At 71.7% G+C, this 22740-nt stretch carries 18 protein-coding genes; 9 read left to right on the top strand and 9 right to left on the bottom strand.

Going from position 1 to position 22740, the window contains the following annotated elements:
• Positions 1-2 precede the first annotated feature (2 nt).
• Positions 3-596: a TetR/AcrR family transcriptional regulator gene (locus tag ACSHXC_RS04540; protein WP_438290292.1), complete on the bottom strand. Its 594-nt coding sequence runs from the start codon at positions 594-596 to the stop codon at positions 3-5.
• 228 nt (positions 597-824) lie between these two features.
• Here ACSHXC_RS04540 and ACSHXC_RS04535 point away from each other — a divergent pair, with 228 nt between their 5' ends.
• Complete coding sequence (locus tag ACSHXC_RS04535) at positions 825-1793, top strand: alpha/beta hydrolase family protein (protein ID WP_438290291.1); 969 nt, start codon at positions 825-827, stop codon at positions 1791-1793.
• A gap of 13 nt (positions 1794-1806) precedes the next feature.
• On the opposite strand, the gene ACSHXC_RS04530 is transcribed toward ACSHXC_RS04535, so the two are convergent.
• Complete coding sequence (locus ACSHXC_RS04530; protein WP_438290290.1) at positions 1807-3654, bottom strand: hypothetical protein; 1848 nt, start codon at positions 3652-3654, stop codon at positions 1807-1809.
• 131 nt (positions 3655-3785) lie between these two features.
• Here ACSHXC_RS04530 and ACSHXC_RS04525 point away from each other — a divergent pair, with 131 nt between their 5' ends.
• The 4 genes from ACSHXC_RS04525 to ACSHXC_RS04510 all read left to right on the top strand — a co-directional run bounded on the left by ACSHXC_RS04525 (position 3786) and on the right by ACSHXC_RS04510 (position 11017).
• Positions 3786-7364 carry a BTAD domain-containing putative transcriptional regulator gene (locus ACSHXC_RS04525; protein WP_438296431.1) on the top strand — a complete coding sequence of 1193 codons (3579 nt, stop codon included), beginning with the start codon at positions 3786-3788 and terminating at the stop codon, positions 7362-7364.
• Positions 7365-7802: 438 nt separating this feature from the next.
• A complete protein-coding gene (tdh, locus tag ACSHXC_RS04520; protein WP_438290289.1) occupies positions 7803-8831 on the top strand; it encodes an L-threonine 3-dehydrogenase in 1029 nt (342 codons plus the stop codon).
• 43 nt (positions 8832-8874) lie between these two features.
• Positions 8875-10056: a glycine C-acetyltransferase gene (locus ACSHXC_RS04515; protein WP_438290288.1), complete on the top strand. Its 1182-nt coding sequence runs from the start codon at positions 8875-8877 to the stop codon at positions 10054-10056.
• Positions 10057-10102: 46 nt separating this feature from the next.
• Positions 10103-11017 (top strand): LysR family transcriptional regulator, encoded by a 915-nt coding sequence (locus ACSHXC_RS04510; RefSeq protein ID WP_438290287.1) that lies wholly within the window; start codon positions 10103-10105, stop codon positions 11015-11017.
• Here the strand turns inward: ACSHXC_RS04510 and ACSHXC_RS04505 are convergent.
• Both ACSHXC_RS04505 and ACSHXC_RS04500 read right to left on the bottom strand, forming a co-directional pair.
• Positions 11014-11484 carry a hypothetical protein gene (locus ACSHXC_RS04505; protein ID WP_438290286.1) on the bottom strand — a complete coding sequence of 157 codons (471 nt, stop codon included), beginning with the start codon at positions 11482-11484 and terminating at the stop codon, positions 11014-11016. The two genes, ACSHXC_RS04510 and ACSHXC_RS04505, sit on opposite strands and share 4 nt — an antisense overlap.
• Before the next feature lie 5 nt (positions 11485-11489).
• Positions 11490-11954 carry an ATP-binding protein gene (locus ACSHXC_RS04500; RefSeq protein ID WP_438290285.1) on the bottom strand — a complete coding sequence of 155 codons (465 nt, stop codon included), beginning with the start codon at positions 11952-11954 and terminating at the stop codon, positions 11490-11492.
• 206 nt (positions 11955-12160) lie between these two features.
• Here ACSHXC_RS04500 and ACSHXC_RS04495 point away from each other — a divergent pair, with 206 nt between their 5' ends.
• The 3 genes from ACSHXC_RS04495 to ACSHXC_RS04485 all read left to right on the top strand — a co-directional run bounded on the left by ACSHXC_RS04495 (position 12161) and on the right by ACSHXC_RS04485 (position 14165).
• Positions 12161-13021, top strand: coding sequence for a helix-turn-helix domain-containing protein (locus tag ACSHXC_RS04495; RefSeq protein ID WP_438290284.1), 861 nt, complete (start codon positions 12161-12163; stop codon positions 13019-13021).
• Positions 13022-13288, top strand: coding sequence for a DUF397 domain-containing protein (locus ACSHXC_RS04490; protein ID WP_438290283.1), 267 nt, complete (start codon positions 13022-13024; stop codon positions 13286-13288).
• 70 nt (positions 13289-13358) lie between these two features.
• On the top strand, positions 13359-14165 hold the full coding sequence (locus ACSHXC_RS04485; RefSeq protein ID WP_438290282.1) for an SAM-dependent methyltransferase: 807 nt from the start codon (positions 13359-13361) through the stop codon (positions 14163-14165).
• Between the two features lie 30 nt (positions 14166-14195).
• Here ACSHXC_RS04485 and ACSHXC_RS04480 read toward each other — a convergent pair whose 3' ends face one another.
• The 4 genes from ACSHXC_RS04480 to ACSHXC_RS04465 form a co-directional block, all read right to left on the bottom strand.
• Positions 14196-15971 carry a hydroxysqualene dehydroxylase gene (locus ACSHXC_RS04480; protein WP_438290281.1) on the bottom strand — a complete coding sequence of 592 codons (1776 nt, stop codon included), beginning with the start codon at positions 15969-15971 and terminating at the stop codon, positions 14196-14198.
• Positions 15972-16071: 100 nt separating this feature from the next.
• A complete protein-coding gene (locus ACSHXC_RS04475) occupies positions 16072-16731 on the bottom strand; it encodes a hypothetical protein (protein ID WP_438290280.1) in 660 nt (219 codons plus the stop codon).
• Positions 16732-16911: 180 nt separating this feature from the next.
• Entirely contained in the window at positions 16912-17520 is a 609-nt protein-coding gene (locus ACSHXC_RS04470; protein ID WP_438290279.1) for a GOLPH3/VPS74 family protein, read from the bottom strand.
• 94 nt (positions 17521-17614) lie between these two features.
• The gene (locus ACSHXC_RS04465) at positions 17615-18862 is read right to left on the bottom strand and encodes a hypothetical protein (protein WP_438290278.1); all 1248 of its coding nucleotides are present in this window, start codon (positions 18860-18862) and stop codon (positions 17615-17617) included.
• 489 nt (positions 18863-19351) lie between these two features.
• On the opposite strand from ACSHXC_RS04465, the gene ACSHXC_RS04460 reads away from it, so the two are divergent.
• The gene (locus ACSHXC_RS04460) at positions 19352-19771 is read left to right on the top strand and encodes a YchJ family protein (protein WP_438290277.1); all 420 of its coding nucleotides are present in this window, start codon (positions 19352-19354) and stop codon (positions 19769-19771) included.
• On the opposite strand, the gene ACSHXC_RS04455 is transcribed toward ACSHXC_RS04460, so the two are convergent.
• Positions 19761-22634, bottom strand: coding sequence for a glycoside hydrolase family 2 TIM barrel-domain containing protein (locus tag ACSHXC_RS04455; protein WP_438290276.1), 2874 nt, complete (start codon positions 22632-22634; stop codon positions 19761-19763). The genes ACSHXC_RS04460 and ACSHXC_RS04455 overlap by 11 nt on opposite strands.
• Positions 22635-22740 lie beyond the last annotated feature (106 nt).

The raw sequence follows: 22740 nt of genomic DNA, 5'->3' as shown, positions 1-22740 counted from the left end.
CCCTAGGGCCGGGGCTGCTCCAGCCCCCGAAGGAGCAGTTCGACCAGACGGCGGGGGTCATAGCGGGGGTCGCTGTCGCGGCCGATGCAGAGGTTGCCGATGCCGCGCATCAGCTCGTACGCCTGCGTACCGGGCCTGATCTCCCCGGAGCCGACCGCGGCGTCGAGCATCTCCGCGCAGACGGGCACCAGGCGGTCGAGGAAATACGCGTGCAGCGCGTCGAAGCCGCTGCTGTCCGACTGCATCGCCTTGGCGAGCCCGTGCTTGGTGACCAGGAAGTCGACGAAGAGGCCGACCCACTGGCGAAGGGCCGCGAGCGGGGACTCGCCGTCGGCCAGGAGGCTCGGGCCGGCCTCGGCGCACGCCTCGACCTGATGGCGGTAGACGGCGACGACCAGGTCGGCCCGTGTCGGGAAGTGGCGGTAGATCGTCCCCATCCCGACGCCCGCCCGGGCAGCGATCTCGCGGATCGGCGCGTCGACGCCGGAGGTGACGAACACCGCGGCGGCGGCGTCGAGGAGCGTCTGCTGATTGCGCAGCGCGTCGGCCCGCTTGCTCCGGGCCGCACCTTCCCCGGCGGGACTTGTCCTGGGCACCGCGCACTCCTTCCGACAGCCATTGACCAAACGGAACAGCGCTCCGTATATTAAACGGAACAACGTTCCGCTTGCAGCCTAGCTCAAGCCGGACGCGCCCGACCGCCTCCCCCTGCGCTGAGAGCCCTGTGTAGCCGCCGCCGTCAGGGGCCATCGAAGGCATGTCGAAGGCGCATTGCAGGGCACATCGCAGACACCTCGCAGGCACACCGAAGGGGCACGCACACCATGAGCGAACCGACATCGACGTACGCAGCCCACACCCTCACCCCGCCGCCCGCTCCCGTCCTCTCGGTCGCTCCGGTGGTGGTGCCGGCTCCCGGCCGGCCCGTGGACCTGGAGGTACGGGTCTCCGCCCCGGCCACCGGAACAGCCCTGCCCGTCATCCTCCTCTCCCACGGACAGGGCTACTCGAACCACCTCTCCTCACTGAACGGCTACGCCCCGCTCGTCACCTACTGGGCGGCACACGGCTTCGCGGTCATCCAGCCCACCCACCTGAGTTCGACGGCGCTGAGCCTGGACCCCACCACCCCCGGAGCGCCGATGTACTGGCGGTCGCGGGCCGAGGACATGACGCGCATCCTCGACGAACTCGACGCGGTCGAGGCCGCCGTCCCGCAGCTCGCTGGGCGCCTCGACCGTGGCAGGGTCGCCGTCGCCGGCCACTCGATGGGCGGCCACACCGCGAGCCTGCTCCTCGGCGCGAGGCTCATCGATCCGGACGACGGTACGGAGGTGAACCTGGCCGAACCTCGGATCAAGGCGGGCGTACTGCTCGCCGCGCCCGGCAGGGGAGGCGACGCCCTCACCGACCACGTGGCCGAGAACTTCGCCTTCCTCCGGACCCCGGACTTCTCCCCGATGACGACCCCGGCGCTGGTGGTGGCCGGCGACAAGGACGCCTCCGCCCACCTGACGGTGAACGGCCCCGACTGGCACGCCGACCCGTACGCCCTCGCCCCGGCCCCCAAGTCCCTGCTCACCCTGTTCGGCGCGGAGCACGGCCTGGGCGGCATCTCCGGCTACGACGTCGCCGAGACCACGGACGAGAACCCGGAGCGGGTCTCCGTGGTCCAGCACCTCACGTGGGCCTACCTCCGCTCCGAGCTCTATCCGGGGGACCCGGCCTGGGAGTTGGCGCAGGATGCGCTGGTGGCGAAGGCTGATCCGCTGGGACGGGTCGAGTCCAAGTAGGGCTCCCCGGCCGTCACTTCGTGACTGTCACCCGGTGCACGGTGTGGCCCGTGCGCACGGCCAGCCCCTCCTCGATCGCCTGCTCAAGGGTGCCGCCCGCAGTCAGCCACGCGTGCAGGGCCGAGGCTGCGGCCGCCGGGTCGAGGCCGGTGGGGGCGCCGGCGAGGCGGAGGGGAGGGCCGGAGCGCGTGCGTACGGTGCATGCGCCCGGGGCTGTGATGTAGGCGGCCAGAGCGCTGTGCGGGTGGCGCGCGAGGACCTCGGACGTCCACTGCTCCGGTGGACCGAAGCGGAGGTCGTCCGGTGCTCCCTGCCTCAACAGCACATCCGCCAGGGCGAGTTGGTCCGGGTCGCGGGTGTCCTCGTGGACGGCTGTGTGGGCGTGGCCCTCGCCGTCCGGCTCGTACCCGGGGTCGGCGTACCGGGCCAGGTGGATCTCGGGCGGGTCCGTCGTCACACGGGTGAGGATGCGCAATGGAACGGTGGGGGACGGGAGTTGGAGCGGCGGCATGCGGAGGCGTTCGAGGAGCGCGGGGCGCGGCGGCTCGGGGATGTTGATCAGACGGTAGAACAGAGTGCGCAGCAGGGCCGCCGACCTGCCGGGGGAGGATGTGGTGAGGGTGGCCGGGCCCGGGAGCGGGTGGTGTTTCGCCATCAGGTCATCCAGTTGTGTGGCCAGCGGCAGATGCGGGTCCAACGGGGGTGCCTGCCGCACGAATTCGGCCACGGGGGACTGCGGATCGAGGCCGTCCACGGGGGCTGCGCCGAGCAGAACGGGGGTGCCGAGGGCCGCCGCGTAGTAGCTCACCGAGCCCTGGTCACCGATCACCGCATCCGCCGCGAGCAGCGCCTGGCGCCAGTCGTGCAGGGGGTCGACGAGCACGAGGCCGCCGCGTTGGGCCCGGTCGAGCCAGGCCCGGACCTGGCCGGGGCCGTGCCCGTGCCAGATGTTGGGGTGCAGTACGGCGGCGACCCGGTACTCGTCGGAGGGCAACTCGGCGGTGAGCCGGGGCAACAGGGAAGGGAGTACGTCGTCCCCGCCTCCGTCGCCGAACAGCGACTCGGGGTTCCACGTCGAGTTCAGCAGAACCAGACGCTGGCCCCGGCGCACCCCGAGCGCCTTCCGGAAGCGCTCTCGGTAGGGGCGTTCCGCCAGCATCCGGTCGAAGCAGGGGTCGCCCGCGAGTTCAGCGGTGGGAACGGCCTCGGGGCACGCGGCACGCAGGCGGTCCACCTGCTCGGGGTGCGAGAGGACCATGGCATCCGCGATCGGTATGCCTTCGTGCAGCAGCCACTCGGGGGAGAGACCGAAGACGGGAGGGGTTGGGTTCTCGGGCGGCCGCACGTGGTTCGAGGCCGGGGCCGAAGTCGAAGCTGTGGCTTCGGGCGAAGGGTGTCCGGTGTCCGGTGTCCGGTGTCCGGTGTCCGGTGTCCGGTGTCCGGTGTCCGGTGTCGCGAGCGTCTTATTGTAGCCAACACCATGCGAGAGGAGAGCCAACTTCCCTGGAATGCAGTGGAGTTGACCGCCGAGGCTGGCCGTGATCGCCAGGTCGACCTTGGTTTCGAGGGCCTGCTCCCACGGCAGCACCGGCAGCCCGGTCTCGGCGAGCAGGGCCTCCACGCCGTCCTCGAACGCCGAGGAACCCGTACAGGTGGCCAGGAGCTGTATCCGGAGGTCGTCGTGGAACAGCGGCAGCACGTCGAGCAGCCGGGTCGCCGATGTCACGTTGTGCACCACGAACAGCACGCGCCGGCACCGGCCGCGGGTCGCCCAGCGGGCGGCGTCGTCCCCGACCGGCACCCGTATGTGCCGTCCGTCGGACCCGTTCACCGCGCCACCCCCCAGCTCCACGCCTGCCATCCCCTCGTTGTGGTCCGGCCACGATAACCAAGGGGCCGGGCCGCACCCGTGCGGGTCGCGGCCTTGTGGCGGGAATCGGGTGCCGGGTGCCGGGCCGATCCGGGTCGGCACCCGGGGAGAATAGGCGGGTGATGCTCCGCTACCGCGTACTCGGACCGACGCAGGCCCTGCGCCCTGACGGCAGTGAAGCGCGGCTCGGGGGAACCCGCCTGAGAGCGCTCCTCGCCGCGCTCGCCGCGGGCGCCGGGCGTGCGGTGCCCCAGTCCGTGCTGATCGCGCAGGTCTGGAGCGCAGGGGATGCGCCGCCCGCCGACGAGGTCGCTGCGGTGCAAGCCCTGGTGGGACGGTTGCGGAGGGTGCTCGGGCCGGACGCGGTGGAATCCGTGCCGGGCGGCTACCGGCTGGCCGCCCACGCCGACGAGATCGACCTCTTCCGCTTCGAACGTCTCGCAGCGGAGGGCGCGACCGCGCTCGCCGCCGGAAACGCGGAGCGCGCGGCCGGCCTCCTGGACGACGCGCTCACGCTGTGGCACGGCCCCGCACTGGCCGACCTTCCGGCGCGGGGGAGCGACCCGCTGGTGGTACGGGTCGAACGGCGCCAGGCCGATGCGCGCCGCAACCGGCTGGCGGCGGAGGTGGAGCTGGGCCGCGCCGAGAGCGCTCTCGGCGAGCTGACCGCGCTCGCGGCCGCCGCCCCCCTCGACGAACCCCTCCAGGCCCTCCATATCCGGGCGCTGCGGGCTGCCGGCCGCCCGGCCGAGGCGCTGGCCGCCTACGAATCCGTACGGGGCGCGCTCTCGGAACGCCTCGGCACGAACCCTGGGCCGGAGCTGCAGTCCTTGCACGCCGAATTGCTCAACCCTGAGCGCCATGGGGAGGGCGCTGGTACGGGCGCGCCACACACCGGGTCGTCCAGTATGGCCTCGTCCCACATGGGTCCGCCTCACGTGGGCCCGCGCGACATGGCGTCGCCTCACGTGGGCTCTCACGACATGGCGCCGAACCACACGGCCTCACCCCACATGGCCCCGCCTCACACAGGCGCGTCCGACACGGCCTCGTGCCACATCGCCTCTCACGACATGGTGTCCTCCTACACGGCCTCGCCCCACACGGCCTCGCCCCACACGGCTTCACCGCAAGCCGACCCCGAAGCCTCGTCGGCTCGCCCGCCCGGGAACCTCCGTGCCCGCCTCACCTCCTTCGTCGGGCGGGAACCCGACGTCCGTGCCCTGCACGACGACCTGCGGCAGGCGCGCCTGATCACGCTCACCGGGCCCGGTGGCGCGGGCAAAACGCGCCTCGCGGTGGAGACGGCCGATGCTGTAGTGGCGGAGTGGGGCGACGGGGTGTGGCTGGTCGAGCTCGCGCCCGTACGGGACGCGGTGAGCCTGGCCGAGGCCGTGCTCACCGCGCTGGGTGCCCGCGAGACGCGGCTCGTCGGCCCGGCCGAGACGACGCCCAGGGACCCGCTCGCGCAACTGCTGGCCCACTGCGGACGCCTCCGCACGCTCATCGTGCTCGACAACTGCGAGCAAGTCGTGGACGCGGCAGCCGAGTTGGTGCAGGAGCTGCTCACCTCATGCCCGGACGTCACCGTCCTCGCCACCAGCCGGGAGCCGCTCGGTGTGCCGGGGGAGCGGGTGATGGCCATCGGGCCGCTGCCGCACGAGAGCGCTCTCCGGCTGTTCGGGCAGCGCGGCGCCGCGGCCCGGCCGGGCTTCAGTGCCGACGACGATCCGGACGCGGTCGCGGAGATCTGCCGGCGCCTGGACGGGCTGCCGCTCGCCCTCGAACTCGCCGCCGCGCGGCTGCGGTTGTTCACGCCGCGCCAGATCGCGGACCGGCTCGACGACCGGTTCCGGCTACTCAACACCGGACCCCGGACCAGTAGGACCCTCCAGCCGAGACAGCAGACCCTGCGCGCGGTGGTCGACTGGTCCTGGGATCTGCTCGACATCCCGGAACGGGCCGTCCTGCGGCGCCTCGCCGTCTTCGCGGGAGGCTTCGCCGTGCCGGAAGCGGAAGCCGTCTGCGCGGATCTTGAGGAGGCGGGCCCCGATGAGGCGGACTTCGGGAAGCCGGGCCCTGGGGTGGGCCCCGCCGACGTCCTGGACCTTCTCGGCTCCCTCGTCGACAAGTCGCTCGTCACGTCTGCGCCCGCCGGCGAGGGCGGAACGATGCGGTATGGCTTGCTGGAGACCGTCGCCGAGTACGCCGCTCAGCGGCTCGACGAGGCCGGCGAGCGCGCTGAGGTCGAGCTGCGTCACCTCGTCACGTACCGCGAACTCGTCCGCATGGGCGAGGCGGCACTGCGCGGCCCGCGCCAGCACGAGGTCGTCGAGTGCCTCGAAGCCGAGCACGACAACGTGAGAGCCGCCCTGCGCACGGCAGTTGGGCGAGGGCGTGAACAGGACGGGCTGTGTCTCGTCCTCGCCATGGCGTGGTTCTGGCAGCTGCGGGGGCACCAGGCGGATGCGCGGAGCTGGTCCGGGGCCGTCGCCGAGCTCGGTCCGGATCCCTTCGCCGAGCCCGTGCGGCCCGCCGTCCCCCTCGCCGACCGCTGCACGGACACTCCGCCGCCCTGGTCCGAGGAACAGCTGTGGGAGGCCCGGCGCGGGGTGCGCCTGATGATGTTCGCGGCCAGTGGCGGCGGCGACACGGAGCTCAACAGCCCCGGGACCGTGGCGTATCTGAGCAGGATCGTCCGGGCCTACGGCCCCGGCCTTCCGCAGAACAGCCGTCAGCCCGGCTCGGTCTGGTACTTCGCCCGGCTCCTCACAGGCGAGTTCACCGGATTCGACCGGGTGGTCGACGAGATGGTCGCCGACGCCCGGCGGCACGGCGATCCCTGGGACCTCGCCTTCGCTCTCCTGCTCCGCGCGAAACTGCTCGACGGCACCGACGCCGAGGATGCCCTCGCTCTCTTCGAGGGTGCCGGCGACCCGTGGGGGATCGCCGAATCCCTCTCCGCGCGTGGCGAGTCCTACGAGCGGGAGGGCAGGTACGAGGAGGCCGCCGCGGACTTCGAGCGGGCTCTGGAGAGCGTCACGCGGATCGGGGCACATGCCCAAGTATCCGTGTTCAAGGGCAAGTTGGCGTCTGCTCGCCTTGAGCTGGCCCGCACTCCGGCCGAGCGGGAAGCGGCGGAACGGCTTCTCGCGGAAGCCGTCGAGGAGTCACGGCAGTCCCCGGAGGAGGGCCTCGGAACCGCCCGGATGCTCCTCGCCCAGCACTTCGGCCGCACCGGCCGCACGGGCGCGGCCCGCCAGCAACTCCAGCTGATGGAAACCGAGTTCACCCCGGTGACACCCGACCTCTTCCGCGGTCTCGTCGCCGGGATGCACGGCTGGCTCGACTGTCTGGACGGCAAGTACGCCGACGCCCAGGACCGGATCCAGGACGCGGTACGCCATCTGGAGAGCCAGGCCTATCTGGTCGCCCCCAATCTGATCCTCAGTCAATTCCTGTCCGCTGCCTGGGCGAAGGCCGAACTGGGCGCCGCGACGGACGGGGCCAGACTGCTCGGTGCGTACGACCGGAACTCGACCGGACGCGACAGCTTCGGGTTCCGCCCGCTGCCCGCCGAGCCCGAGACCCGGCGCCAGGCGGAGGCCGCCCTGCGCGCGGCGCTCGGCCCGGCGGCGTACGAACGCGCCTACGCGGACGGAGCGGACCTGGATGTGCGGCGGGCCGCCACCCTGGTCTGACCCGCCCCCGGGCCGATACGGCGCGGTCCCTGGTCCCGCCGCCCTGGCCCGCCCCGCCGCCGACCCGGTACTGCCCCGGTGCTGACTGCTCCATCCGGCTATTCCTCCGTGTCCCCGGAGTGCGTCTCACGCCCGGGCCCCGGCCGTCACGGCGGGCGTCTGTAAATGGCCGACATCCCCCGACATCCCGGCCATCAGGACGGTCCGGCAGGGTTCCGGGTGGGGCGCGAGGGGCGCGCGTGAAGCTTGGCTGTTGGCCCGCTTAAGAAATCCTCGATGGACTCGGCGGCCCCGGCTCGGCAGATTGGTGACCAGCAAGATCGGCCGGATCGTCCGCATGTGCAAGATCATCCGTCGGATCCGCCCTTTCCTCAGCCCGTACGTCCGGCCACCGATCCGTGGCCGGCCGCCCCTCTCCGTACGCCGGGAGCCCCGCCCATGAAGGCACTTGTCAAGCAGCACGCCGAACCCGGACTGTGGCTCATGGACGTTCCCGAGCCGGAGACCGGGCCCGGCGATGTGCTGATCAAGGTCCTTCGCACCGGCATCTGCGGCACCGACCTGCACATCCGCTCCTGGGACGGCTGGGCGCAGGGCGCCGTCAAGACCCCGCTGATCCTGGGCCACGAGTTCGTCGGCGAGGTCGCCGCGGTCGGCGCGGACGTCCAGGACATCGCGGTCGGCGACCTGGTCAGCGGCGAGGGCCACCTGGTCTGCGGAAAGTGCCGCAACTGTCTGGCCGGGCGCCGCCACCTGTGCCGTTCCACCATCGGCCTCGGTGTCGGCCGCGACGGCGCGTTCGCCGAGTACGTGGCGCTGCCCGCCTCCAACGTGTGGGTGCACCGCACCCAGGTCGACCTCGACGTCGCCGCGATCTTCGACCCCTTCGGCAACGCCGTGCACACCGCGCTGTCGTTCCCGCTGGTCGGCGAGGACGTGCTGATCACCGGCGCGGGCCCGATCGGCATCATGGCCGCCGCCGTCGCCAAGCACGCCGGTGCCCGCAACGTCGTCATCACCGACGTCAGCGAGTCCCGCCTGGAGATCGCCCGCAAGGCCGGTGCCACCCTCGCGCTCAACGTCGCCGAGCACGGCATCGCGCACGCCCAGAAGCAGCTCGGCCTCAAGGAGGGCTTCGACATCGGCCTGGAGATGTCGGGCCGCCCCGAGGCGATGCGCGACATGGTCGCGAACATGACGCACGGCGGCCGCATCGCGATGCTCGGCCTCCCCGCGCAGGAGTTCGCCGTGGACTGGGCGAAGATCGTCACCTCGATGATCACCATCAAGGGCATCTACGGCCGCGAGATGTTCGAGACGTGGTACGCCATGACGGTGCTGCTCGAAGGCGGCCTCGACCTCAGCCCCGTGATCACCGGCAAGTACGGCTACCAGGACTTCGACGCGGCTTTCGACGAGGCCGCCACCGCCCGCAGCGGCAAGATCATCCTCGACTGGACCGTCTGAGTCCCCGCCCGGACCCACCGGACACCCCCTAGGAGCCCCGAGCATGTACGCGAACGTCCGCGACGACCTCCAGAAGACCCTCGACGAGATCAAGGAAGCCGGTCTCTTCAAGCCCGAGCGCGTGATCTCCACCCCGCAGAGCGCCTCCGTCTCCGTGCCGTCGGGCGACGTACTCAACTTCTGCGCCAACAACTACCTCGGCCTCGCCGACCACCCCGAGGTCATCGCCGCCGCCAAGGACGCCCTGGACCGCTGGGGCTACGGCATGGCCTCGGTCCGCTTCATCTGCGGCACCCAGGACGTCCACAAGGAGCTGGAGGGCCGCCTGTCGGCGTTCCTCGGCCAGGAGGACACGATCCTGTACTCCTCCTGCTTCGACGCCAACGGCGGCGTCTTCGAGACCCTCCTCGACGCCCAGGACGCGGTCATCTCCGACGCCCTCAACCACGCCTCGATCATCGACGGCATCCGGCTGTCCAAGGCGGCCCGCTTCCGCTACGCCAACCGCGACATGGCTGACCTGGAGGCCAAGCTCAAGGAGGCGTCCGGGGCCCGGCGCCGTCTGATCGTCACCGACGGCGTGTTCTCCATGGACGGCTACATCGCCCCGCTCCAGGAGATCTGCGACCTCGCCGACCGCTACGACGCCATGGTCATGGTCGACGACTCGCACGCCGTCGGCTTCACCGGCCCGGGCGGCGCCGGCACCCCCGCCCTGCACGGGGTGAGCGACCGCGTCGACATCATCACCGGCACCCTCGGCAAGGCGCTGGGCGGCGCCTCCGGCGGCTATGTCGCGGCCCGCGCCGAGATCGTCGCCCTGCTGCGCCAGCGGTCCCGCCCCTACCTGTTCTCGAACTCGCTCGCCCCGGTCATCGCCGCCGCCTCCCTCAAGGTCCTCGACCTCCTGGAGTCGGCCGGTGACCTGCGCGAGAAGCTCGCCGCCAACACCAAGCTCTTCCGTACGAGGATGACCGAGGCCGGCTTCGAGATCCTGCCCGGCGAGCACCCCATCGCGCCCGTCATGATTGGCGACGCCGCCGAGGCGGCCCGCATGGCCGAGCTGCTCCTGGAGCGCGGCGTGTACGTGATCGGCTTCTCCTACCCGGTGGTCCCGATGGGCGCGGCCCGCATCCGCGTCCAGCTCTCGGCCGCGCACTCCACCGAGGACATCGAGAAGACGGTGGCCGCCTTCGTCGACGCGCGAGCGGCGATGAGGGCCTGACGCCCGCGCGTCGATGAAGGGCTGACGCCCGCGCGACAATGGCTGGGTGATCGACCCCCGCCGGCTTCGCATCCTGCGTGCCGCGGCGGACCACCGCACGGTGACCGCCGCGGCAGCAGCGCTGTATCTGACCCCCTCCGCCGTCTCCCAGCAGCTCGCCGCCCTGGAGCAGGAGACCGGACACACCCTGCTCACCCGCAGCGGCAAGGGCGTACGGCTCACGGCCGCCGGCGAGATCCTCCTGGAGCACGCGAACGCCGTCCTGGCCCAGCTGGAGCGGGCCGAGGCGGAGCTGGCCGCCTACGCGGGCGGCGCGGCCGGAGAGGTCACCGTGGCGGCCTTCGCGACGGGCATCGCGGAGGTCCTCGCGCCCGCGATCACGCGGCTGCGCGCGAGCCACCCCGCGATCCGGGTCCGGGTCCGGGACGCCGAGGGTGACGAGGCGCTGCCGCTCGTCCTGGACGGCGAGGCCGATCTGGCGCTCGCCGTCGAATACCGGGGCGCGCCCCGCGAGGACGACAGCAGGCTCTCGCGCGTCCCGCTGTACGCCGAGCCCTTCGACGCCGTACTGCACGCGGCGCACCCCCTGGCCCAGTCCCCGCAGGTACCCCTCTCGGCCCTCGCCGACGACGACTGGATCGGTCCCTACCCGGGCAACCCCTGCCACGACGTGATGCTGCTCGCCTGTGAACTCGCGGGATTCCAGCCCAAGTTGGTGCACTCCTCGGACGACTTCCGGGCGGTGGTGGCGCTGGCCGGAGCGGGCGCCGGGGTGGCCCTCGTGCCGCGTTCCGCGCTGCGCGGCATGGAGCAGAAGGACACGGTGGTACGCCCCGTGGAGGGCCCGGCGGCGACCCGCAGGGTGTTCGCCGCGGTACGCAGAGGAGCGGAGGGGCACCCGCTGTTCCGCCCGGTCCTGGAGGCACTGGCGGAGGCGGCGAGAGGCCTGCCCACGGACTAGGCCCAGGCCGGCGCCGTCCCCGTCAGCTGGCAGACCACCAGGTACAGCGGGATCGGCGGGGTGTAGGGCGTCGTGCCCTCCGGGAAGTTGATCAGGCGCGGCCGGTCGGCGTCCGGGACCACGGCCCCGGGCGCGTAGCGCACCGGCCGGGGCCAGGGCAGATCCTGGTCGGAGCCTGCCGGAACGATCCACCACCACCAGTCGGCGGAGGCGAAGACGCAGCCGGACCGGGGCAGCCGGGAAAGCAGCCGGAAACCGTGCACGGCGGGCACCCCCACCGCGTCCCGCCCCAGCGTGGCGGGCCGTACCGCGGGCAGCAGCACCCCGCCGCCCCTTTGGGCGGCGGAGCCGCCGGGCCCGGGCACTCCGTGCGCACCCCCACTGCGCACGGGGCCACGGGGCCCGGCGGTTCCGGACCCATCGGGTCGCGGGCCCTGTCGCCCGGACCGGGGTCCCCAGGGAAGCATCTCTCTCAGCACGGCCGGCCCGGCCCGCCGTGCGCGAGCTCGGCCCAGACAATCCGGCCGGGCCCGTACGGGGCGTCGTGCGCGCCCCACGCGCTGCTCACCGCGTCCACGAGCAGCAGCCCGCGTCCGCGCTCCTCGTCGTCGTCCGAATAGCAAAGGCGCGGGCCCGCGGAGCCGCAGCCCAGGTCCCTGACCGCTATCCGCAACGCGCGCTGGAGATCGGTGAGTTCGCACAGTATGTGGTCGCCGGCGGTGTGCACGACGGCGTTGGTGACGAGCTCCGAGATCACCAGGGCGGCGGTCTCGTGAAGGTCCTCGTGGTGACCCCAGCCGGTCAGCATGTCCCTGCTGCGCCGCCGGGCGAGAGACACCGAATCGGTACGGGCCGGCACGTCGAAGGCGTACCGCCGCACAGCGGTCCCGGAAGGTGCGCCTGTCAGCTGAGGGATGAGCGCGTTACCAGGAGCCACGACCGGAATCCTCACAGTGGGGAAGCGGAACCCGGCGCGGCCTCGCCCGAGGCTGCGCACGAACACCGCGTGTGAACTGGTTCACCGACCTACCTTGTACCCGCGGCGGACACTTGGCAAGGGGCACTCTGAAAATTGCAGAGTGCCGTTCTCCTCTCTGCAACGACATGGCACACTGCTCGCAACAGCGCGTGGGGAGGTCTGAAGTGAGTGAACCCCGGTCCGCCCCGACCGTGGGCCAGGTCGTGCTGGGCAGACGCCTCCAGGACCTGCGCGAGCGGGCGGGCCTCAGGCGCGAGGAGGCGGCCAAGGTGCTGCGGGTGGCCCCGGCCACCGTCCGGCGCATGGAGATGGCCGAGGTTTCCCTCAAAATCCCTTACGTGGTCCTGCTGTTGAAGGCGTACGGGATCGACGACGGCGAGGTGGAAGGTTTCATCGCGCTCGCCGAGGAGGCCAACAAGCCGGGCTGGTGGCAGCGCTTCCACGACATCCTGCCCGACTGGTTCAGCATGTACGTCAGCCTGGAGGGCGCGGCCTCGCTGATCAGGTCGTACGAGCCGCACTTCGTGCCCGGACTGCTGCAGACCGAGGAGTACGCCCGCCAGGTGATGCGCAGCGGCGCGCTCGGAGCCACCAGCGAGGCCGACATAGACCGGCACGTGGCGCTGCGCATGGAGCGCCAGTCGCTGCTCACCCGCGAGGACGCCCCGCGGCTCTGGGTCGTCATGGATGAGACGGTGCTGCGCCGCCCGGTCGGCTCGGCGCAGGTGATGCGGGACCAGATCGACCGCCTCCTGGAGGCGTCGACGCTGTCCAACGTCACCGTGCAGCTGGCCGAGTTCGCCACCGGGCACCATCCGGGGACGTACGGGCCCTTCGTCCTCTTCCGCTTCGCCGTGCCCGAACTGCCGGACATGGTCTACAGCGAGTACCTGACCGGCGCCGTCTACCTGGACGCGCGCCCCGAGGTGGCCACCCATCTGGAGGTCATGGACCGCATGGCGGCTCAGGCCGCGACTGCACAACGCACGAAGGAGATCCTCAAGGATCTCCGCAAGGAGCTGTGAATGGATCACATATACGACGGCGGGCCGGCGGACGGGCGCATCTACAACGGCATGCCCGCCGCCGAACTCGGCGCCGAGGGCTGGCACAAGCCGTGGAGCGGCGGCAACGGCGGCAACTGCTTCGAGGCCATGAAGCTGGCCGACGGCAGGGTCGCGGTGCGCCAGTCCGCCGATCCCGAGGGCCCTGCGCTGATCTACACCCCCGGTGAGATCGCCGCCTTCATCCAGGGCGCGAAGTCGGGCCAGGCCGACTTCCTTTTGACGTGATCCCCTGATCGCCCCTCAACCGCCTTGATTCCCCCACCTGTTCACTGACCTTCATCCCCATGGAGCGCGCATGACCGGGCAAGACCGCACCGCCGTGACGATCGACACCAGCAAGCCCCATCCGGCCCGGGTGTACGACTGGTTCCTCGGCGGCAAGGACAACTACCCGGTCGACGAGGCGCTCGCCGAGCAGCTGCTCGCCCTCGACTCGCGCGGCCGCGACATCGCACGGGTCAACCGGGCCTTCATGCACCGCGCCACGCGCTGGCTCGCCGAGCAGGGCGTACGCCAGTTCCTGGACATCGGCACCGGCATCCCCACCGAGCCCAACCTCCACCAGGTCGCCCAGCGCACCGCGCCGGACGCCCGGATCGTGTACGCGGACAACGACCCGATCGTGCTGCGCCACGCGGAGGCCCTGCTGCGCTCCACCCCCGAAGGCATCACCGAATACATCCAGGCCGACGTCCGCGAACCCGAGCGCATCCTCGAACTGGCCCGAGGAACCCTGGACTTCGAGCGTCCGGTCGCCCTCTCGCTGATCGCGCTGACCCACTTCATCGGGGACGACGACGATGTGTACGGCATCGTCGACCGTCTCCTCGACGTTCTCGCACCGGGCAGCCATCTGGTGCTCTCGCAGATCACCGGCGACTTCGACCCGGAGAGCGCGGCCCGCGCCGTGGAGCTGTACAAGGGCGGCGGCGTCACCCTGCGCCCGCGGACCAAGGCCGAGGTCACCCGGTTTTTCGACGGCCGCGAACTGGCCGCCCCTGGCGTCGGCCTGGCCGCCGCCTGGCACCCCGAGCTCGGCGAGCCGGCGGCCGAGGGCGACGACACCATTCCGGTGTACTCGGGCGTGGCCCGAAAGGCGTGAGGGCGCGGGGCGGGCCCGCGCCCGCCCCGCTCACCCCACGTCGAAGACGTTCGGCAGGCCGAGCCGGTAGCGCAGCCGGTCGTTGCCCTTCAGGAAGTCGAGTTCCGGCGCGCTGTACAGCGGGGTCACCGTGCAGCGCGGGGCCGTCGAACCCACTCTGTCCAGAAGGGCGTTGGCGGCGAGACGGCCCGAGGTGTTGGCGCCCTCCATCGTGGCCAGGTCGATGGGGACGGCCACGTAGTCGCCCGCGAGATAGAAGTTGGGGATCTTCGTGGCGGCCGACGGGCGGTTGTGGAAGGTGCCCGTGGGGTGGATGAGCAGCTCGTCCTCGTTCTGCGGGTTCGGCGTCCCGATGCCGGAGACGCCCGGGTCCAGGAACCACGAGTGCAGCTTGGAGTCGCTGAGGACCGTCTTGCCGGTGTCGTTGAGCGCCGCCTTCAGCTGCGCCCACACCTCGCGCGCCACCTCCTCCCGGGTGCACTGCTTGGCCGTCTTCCCGTACAGGATCCCGGGCTTGTCCCATTCGGAGATGTCGACCGAGAGGCAGTCGACGACCGTCCCGTCGCCGTAGTCGGCGGCGAACGGACGCTGCGGCCAGTGCTCGGCCTGCGCTATGGCCGTCAATGACCACTGCGAGTCGATGCAGTCGACGTGCCCGTGCACGATGTCGGGCCGCTCGGTCAGATAGAACTGAATGCCCGTCATCCAGTCGGTACGCAGCCGGTCGCAGCGCGCCAGCTGCGGGTCGGCGGCCCGCATCGCCGCACTCCAGGTGGGCCGTGCGTGCTCCACGGGAAGCGCCGAGACGTAGTGATCGGCGGTAACGGTCCGAACGCCCCCGTCGCCGTCCTCGACCTGAACACCCGTCACCTTGCCGCCACCGTAAGTGACTTCGCGTACGGTCCAGCCCACCTTGAACTCGACGCCCAGCGAACGGAGTTGAGCGACCCACGGGTCGATCCACGCCTCGTTGGTCGGCGCGTTGAGGATGCGGTCCAGGGGGCCGTCCGCGCCCCGGCCGAGGGCGTTGAACAGGAACGCTTCGAGCAGGCTGGCCACCGTGCGGGTGCTCGCCTCCTCCGCCTTGGTGGCCACGATGTTGCGGGTGACGCCGACGGCGAGGATGCGCTGGTAGTCGTAACTCATCTGCGCGGCCCGGGTGAACGTCCACCAGGGCGTGGACTCCCACTGGCTGTCGCGGCGCTCCTGGCAGCTGGTGAGGAAGACCGCGAGCCGGTCCACGAAGTAGGCGACCTCGCGCGCGGGCAGCCGCTGGAAGGTGCCGAGCACCCCGGTCAGGGCGCGGCGGATGTCGTCGAGGGTGAGTGGCTGGGGTGTGCCGGCCCCCGGCATCGGCAGGCGCAGATCCTCCTGGCCGGTCCGCGCGAACATCATTTCCTTCGGCGCCACCAGGTTGTCCCAGACGCCGTGCTGGTTGCCGGGGAACGGTATTCGCCGCATCGTGTCCGGCAGGTTGTGATAGATGCCGGGGATGAACCGGAAGCCGTGCTCGGCGGGCAGCGGCTTGCGGCCGCCCTTCGCGCTGTCCGGTACGTCCATGGAGCGGGCCTTCCCGCCGAGCGCCCGGCGCTCGAAGAGCGTCACCCGGAACCCGCGCTCGGCGAGCTCATGGGCGGCCGTGAGCCCGGCGACCCCGCCACCGAGCACGGCGACACTCTGGCCGCCCGCCGCCGATGTGCCCGGCGCGGCCGAGGCGGCGGGCGCCTCGACCCCGAGGGCGGCCACCGCGCCCACCGCCGCCGTACCCGCGACAAAAGTCCGTCTCGTACTGCCCGTGCGTGCCACAGTGCTCCCTATTACCGGTGGTAACGGTCACGTCCGGCGCAGGAGCATACGGTCGCCCCGTCGATCTCGGAAGATGGAACGGGCATCCAACCAACGGCGATTAAGAGACGAATTCCTCGTCCCCGTAACGGACTTGGGCCTTCGCCCAGTCGACGCCCAGTGACTTCGTGAACTTCTGGGCCAGCGGCAGGTCGGCGAGTGGGGCGACGAGGGTGAGCCGGCCGTCCAGGGAGACCGAGCCGCCGCCGAGCTCGTCGCGTGCTTCCGGGCTCGCGACCAGTGCGTCATGCAGCTGGGTCACGGAGACGCCGAGCGCCTGGATCTCGACCGCGTCGGTCTCCGGCGACGTACGCGGCAGACAGCGGAACGTCAGCACCGACTCCTGGTGGTACTGCTTGGCGATGACCCCGGCGATGTGGTGAAGGCCGTCGCGGCCGACCCTGTTGACGTCGAACTCGCGCGAGCGCTCGTAGGTGGTCTGCTTCAGGTCACCGGACCAGAAGACGCCGTCGAGCAGCTTCGAGGCGCCGGGCCGGGCGCCGTTGGCGCGGATGATGCCGCGTACTTCGCGGTCGAAGCGGGTGAGGCGGGTCCCCAGCCGCGGGTCGGCCGGATCGGTGATGATCGCGGTGTTGTTCGTGGCGAAGATCTCCGCTGTCGGGCAGTTCTGCCCCTTCGTGGCGGCCTCTGCGGTTCCGGCTCCCGCCGCTCCCAGTGTCAGGGCCCCGACCGCGACCAGGACGCGCAACTTCTGCTTCATGCCTCAACTCCCTGCCCCATGGCTCACGTTGCTGCGCCTCGGGCGCATCTGGATCACCGTAGGGCCCTGGCACAGGGTTAACGGCGGTAACTCCACGTATGGCCGATAATGAGTGGTGGTGCCGGAGGGCAAGGGGGCGGCCGACGCGCGACGCCCGCCCGGGCTTGGGTCACCGACGGGTCACTGGCCTCGCCAGACGTTGTCGAAGGCCGCGTCCTCGATGCTGCGCCGCTGGCGTACGGCCGCCAGTTCCGTCACCGCGTCGTCGACGGCGGCCAGCACGGTCACGACCGCGTCGCCCGTGCGGTCCGCGCACTCCTCGGGCGGCTCGTCGCGGAGCCGGGCAGCGGCCGCGAGACCGGTGAGAACGGGCTCGCCCGAGGCCCAGCGCTCCACCGCGCGACGCCGCTCCGGCGAGTCGGCCACCGCTGTGCGGCCGGTGCGCAGCGGACTCCAGCGCCGGTGCCGGCGGGTGACGCCGCCTTCCGTCTCCAGCGCGCCGAGGTAGGCCGCGTACAGGCCACGCCCCCGGCGCCACAGCCAGTCCTCGACGGTCTCGTACGGTGTCTGCCGGGCGAGGGCCGCCGCCGCTTCGGTGAGCTGCCGGTCATCCAGCTCTCGCGGCAGACCGGGGACGATGCGGTCGCCGTCGAGTGTGAGGATCTCGGCGTCGGCGAGATCGAGCAGCTCGGCTCCGGCGAGGGCCAGCGAGAGGTCGCCCTGCTCGACGGTGCGGTGGGCGGCGGTGCCATCCATGCTGACGAGCAGCAGGTCCCGTGCTGTGGTCATGCGCGGATCCTAGTGAGCCCGGGACGGCACCGGGAGTGCGCCTCACCGTCGGCGCCCGGCCCCGGCGAGGGTGCCCCGGCCGGTCGTCGGGCCGTCAGATGGCGTACTGCCAGCTGGTGAGCATGTACGCGCCGTACCAGGAGCCGAACAGCGAGGCCGCGGTCAGCACAAGGGCCGTGGTGCGCGGGCGGGCGCGCCCGAGGGCGCGGGCGAGGGGGATGAGGAAGATCAGGGCGGGGACCACCAGGCGGAGTTTCGAGTGGTAGTAGTTGCTCTGTCCGAGGGTGAGGACGAGGATCCCGGTGCCGTAGACCAGGAGTGGCGGCCAGGTGCCGCGCTGCCAGGCGAGAGCGGTGGCGACGATGGACGCGAGGAGCAGCACGGCGGTGCTGACCGGGACCCAGCCGTCGGCCTCGGTGAAGGCGTAGCCGAGGAAGTGCCAGAACGAGCTGCCGTTGTCCCAGCGGGTGTCCCAGCCGGCCTGCTGGATGGTGAACCAGGCGTCGGTCCGGTGGAGGCGCCGGCCCACCCACCACAGGTAGGCCGGGGTTCCGGTGCAGGCCAGGGCGATGGCGGCGAGGGGGCGCCACGTCACGCGGCGCTCGCGCATCAGATGCAGGACCACGGCCACGACCAGGGCCGCGGCCACGGCTGCGGCGGCGGGCCGGGCCAGACCCGTGAGGAGCGCGAAGATGCCGGCGGTGAGCCATGCCTTGCGGTGGGCGGCCACGAGGGCGGCGGCGGCCAGGGCCAGGAACAGGGACTCGCTGTACGCCATGAGGAAGGCCAGTGCCATCGGCTGGGCGCAGGCCAGCAGGATGGTGGCGACGGTGGCGGTGCGGCGGTCGTAGAGCCGGCTCACGAGGAGGTGGACCGCGACGAGCGCGGCGATCATCGCGAGGTGGGCGGCGACCAGCGCGGCGGTGCCGTAGCCGAGCCCGGTCAGGGCGTGGACGGTGCGGATCAGCGCCGGGTAGGCGGGGAAGAACGCCAGGTTGTTGCCGACGAGCTTTCCCGCGGCGTCATGGGTGAAGCTGTCGGGATAGCCGTTCTGGGCGATGGACCGGTAGAGGTCGCCGTCCCAGGAGAGCAGCTTGTCGTGGACGCCGGGTGCGCCGGGCGGGCTCATGACCGCGAGCAGGACGAGGTGGAGGACGGCGGAGGTCGCGTAGATCGCCAGCGCGGGCCATGTCGCGTGCCAGGTTCTGTGCGGCCAGGTGTTCCTGGCCGGTGTGCGGGGCGTGCCGTCGGGCGGCTGGGTGGACGTGGCGGCGGGAGCGGAGTGCTGGGCCTGCGCCGGTATTCGGTGGGCGCCGATCGCCGTGGTTGTCGAAGTCTTCATGAGGCTTTCTCGGTAGGCGGTCAGCGTGGTCGGGCGTTGAGGGCTGCGGGCGGCCCGGCCGGCGGGGCGCACCTGTAGTACGGCGCGGCGCACAACCGCTGCCGTACGGCAGGTGTGCCCGGGCCCAAGGTCTCGATGCCGGTCACGGCGAACCGCCCGCCGGCAGGCCGGGGGCCGAGGTGGTCCAGCACTCGGTGAACTCCTCCTCGGTCAACAGCAGCCCCACTCCTCGCGTGATCTCTGTCCTTTGTCATGCCTACGCCTGGGAGGGGGAGCTTGGTTGACACCCGAGACGCACATCACACCCGGCGGCCGCGCGCTTCCGTCTCGACGTCGGCCACCAAGAGCCGACCCATCGGACACCCCCTGGATCATCCCATTGCCCCTTTTTGCGACTCACCCCGGGCGAGTCGACGCTGTCGCCGGGGCGGTCTCACGCGACCCGATGGGCGATGCCGCGGAGGCGGCCGCCTGTGATCAGATAAGGGCATGTCCCGTCGCACCAAGCGCCCCGTACGCCCCGCCGTCCCCACGTCCTGCCCCTGCGGGCTGCCCGCCGCCTATGCCGAGTGCTGTGGCCGCTATCACTCGGGCGCTGCCGCCGCCCCCACCGCCGAGGCGCTGATGCGCTCGCGGTTCAGCGCCTTCGCGGTTCAGGACGGGCCGTACCTGCTGCGCACCTGGCACCCGGACACCCGGCCCGCCGGGATCGACTTCGACCCCGGCATGCGCTGGACCCGCCTGGAGATCCTGGACACCGCCGACGGCAGCGCCTTCCACACCACCGGCACGGTCACCTTCCGGGCGCACTACACCCATGGCGGCGAAGCCGGCTCCCTGCACGAGCAGAGCCGGTTCTCACGCGTCGACGGCGCCTGGGTCTACCTCGACGCAATCTTCACCGAGTGACCGCGAGCGGACCGAAAGTGAACCCGAACTCGGCCCCCTCCACCCGCAGTTGATGCTCCGCCAAAACGCCCGGACCGCATGAGGCCGAGCCGATTCCCTGCATCCCGTGGTCCAGGTTGAGCCAGATACGGTCGCCGGGGACCAGATCGGGCAGATGCCGGGCCGCGGCAAGTTCCTCGCTCGTCCAGCGCCGGGCGGTGAACCAGAACTCCGGGTCGCCCTCGATCCGCAACCCCCCTTGCCCGTCGCCGAGTTCGGCCCAGCGGACCTCTGCGCGGGCCCCGTTCTCCTGCGGCCGTACGTACGGTGTCTGCATCGCCTCGACGGGCATGCTCCAGTGCCCGACGCGCGCGGCCCGCCGAGTGTCCGGATAGGCCTCGCCGGGCCCCGCGCCGAACCACTCGGCCTGTCCGTACGAGCCCGGCAGCCCCATCCGCACCCCGAGCCGAGGCAGCGGCAGCGTCCACGCGCCCTCGGGGGTGACCGAGACCGCGAGCCGCACCCGCTCTCCGTCGGCGCTCCATGTGTACGTCACCCGCAGTCCCAGATCCGACGCGGCGGGCGCCACCCGCGAGCGCACCACGAGGTGATGGTCCATCAACTGGACGTCATCCAGGCGGTGTTGCATGCGATCGAGGCCGAGCTCGCGCCACCGGCGGGCGTACTGCTCCTCGGGTGCCCAGGACGCACCCGCGTCGTTGTCGGTCGGCGCCCGCCACACATCGAGCCTCGGCCCGTCCACCGGAATGCCGCCGAGCTCCGTGAGCAGACCGGTCCGGCAGTCGAATGCGGCCGGGCCGAGCGTGACCCGGTGGCCCTCGCGGACCGGAACGGTCCCGGCGGCGGGGGCCGGCGCAGAGCGCGGGACCACCGGAAGCTGGCCCCACGCGACCTCGTGCCCGCGCGGCGCCCAGGGTGTGTCGTGCGCGAGCACCGCCCGCACCGTCCAGCACGCCTCGCGCGAGGCGTCGGCGACCGGCGGAGGGCCCAGTTCGAGCTCCACGCTCCGGCCGGGTGCGGGGTCGGGAACGGCGAGCGGACCCGAGGCCACCGCCTCGCCCTCCACCTCGTACGACCAGTCGAAGGCGAGGTGCGAAAGCCCGCTGAAATCATGGCAGTTGGTGATGTGCAGCGTGCCCGCCGTGCCGTCCCCGGCGAACCTGACCGGCTCGATCACCTTCTTGTACTCGACGAGCCCGGGGGAGGGGGTGCGGTCCGGGAACAGGAGGCCGTCGCAGACGAAGTTGCCGTCGTGCAGCTCCTCGCCGAAGTCGCCGCCGTAGGCGTGGCCCAGCTCGGGGTGGGCGAGTCCGTGGTCGATCCACTCCCAGACGAACCCGCCCTGGCAGCGCGCGTACGTCTCGAACAGGTCCTGGTACTCGGTGAGACCGCCGGGTCCGTTGCCCATGGCGTGCCCGTACTCGCAGAGAATGAACGGGAGTTGAGCCCTCTCGCCCGGCCCGTCCGTGTCCTCGTGGCGGCCGATCCGGCCGGTCTCCTCCTGTGAGGCGTACATGCGGGAGTACACATCGGTGTCCCGGCACGAGCGGTCGCCCTCGTAGTGGATCGGGCGGCCCGGGTCGCGGTCGCGTATCCAGTCGGCCATCGCGCTCAAGCCCTGCCCGGTGCCGCACTCGTTGCCGAGCGACCAGAGCACCACCGAGGGATGGTTCTTGTCGCGCTCGACCATGCGGGCCGCACGGTCCAGCAGGGCGGGCGTCCAGCGCGGGTCGTCGACCGGGTTGCCGCGCCAGCCCACCTCCTCGAAGCCGTGCGTCTCCAGGTCGCACTCGTCGATCACCCACAGCCCCAGCTCGTCGCAGAGATCGAGGAACGCGGGGTGCGGCGGATAGTGGCTGGTGCGTACGGCGTTGATGTTGTGCCGCTTCATGAGGACCAGGTCCTCGCGCATGGTGGCGAGGCCGAGGGCGCGGCCCGTCTCGGGGTGGAACTCGTGGCGGTTGACCCCGCGGAACTGGATCCGGCGGCCATTGACCTTGAGGAGCCCGTCCTCGACCACGACCGTACGGAATCCGATCCGCAGCTGAACGCACTCTCCGGGCGTGACCAGCTCGGCCGCGTACAGCCGGGGCGTCTCGGCCGTCCACGGCTCGACGGGGATGGGAGCGCTCTCACCGGTGGCGAGGTCGAGCCCCAGCTCAGGGACGAGCACCCGCCCCGGGACCGCGCTCTCGACACGCAGTGTGCCCCGGCCCGTGCGGTGGTCGTACGGGGAGTGCACGAAGAAGTCGCCGACCGCGCCCGGGGGCCGGTGCAGCAGGGTCACCTCGCGGAAGATGCCCGGCATCCACCACTGGTCCTGGTCCTCCAAGTAGCTGCCGGCCGACCACTGGTGGACCCGGACGGCAAGCACGTTGCCGCGCGGCCGGAGCAGTGTGCCGACCTCGAACTCGTGGGGCAGCCGACTGCCCATGAAGGTGCCGAGCTCGGTGCCGTTCAGCCAGACCCGGGCGCAGGACTCGACCCCGTCGAACCGCAGCAGCACCTCGCCGTCGGTGCTCATCGCGTCCGGCACGTCGAAGGTGCGCAGATGGTCGCCGGTCGGGTTCTCGGTGGGCACGCGCGGGGGATCGACGGGGAAGGGGTAGCGGACGTTCGTGTAGGCCGGGCTGCCGTGCCCCTGGAGCACCCAGTGGCCCGGCACGGCGAGCTCGCCCCATCCGGACGCGTCGTAGCCGGGCGCGGCGAACGAGGTGTCCTCGCTGTCGGCCGTCGGGGTCAGCCGGAACCGCCACGTCCCGTCGAGCGAGACGCGTGCCGCGTCGGAGGCGGCGAACCAGGCGCGGGGCTCCAACTGATCGGTACTCGACAGAAGTTGCTCATACCAGGGTGCGCTGCTCATGAATCTCCTTCATGGGGACTTGGGGAAGATCCTCGGCCGTACCGGCGGGCCGAGGAAGCCCCTGTGGCGGGGGAGTTTCGCCGACGGTCATGCGCATACTCCGATG

Origin of the sequence: Streptomyces sp. HUAS TT7 (assembly GCF_051550175.1) — a bacterium.
Taxonomy (GTDB): domain Bacteria; phylum Actinomycetota; class Actinomycetes; order Streptomycetales; family Streptomycetaceae; genus Streptomyces.
This window is presented reverse-complemented; position numbering and strand designations above follow the sequence as displayed.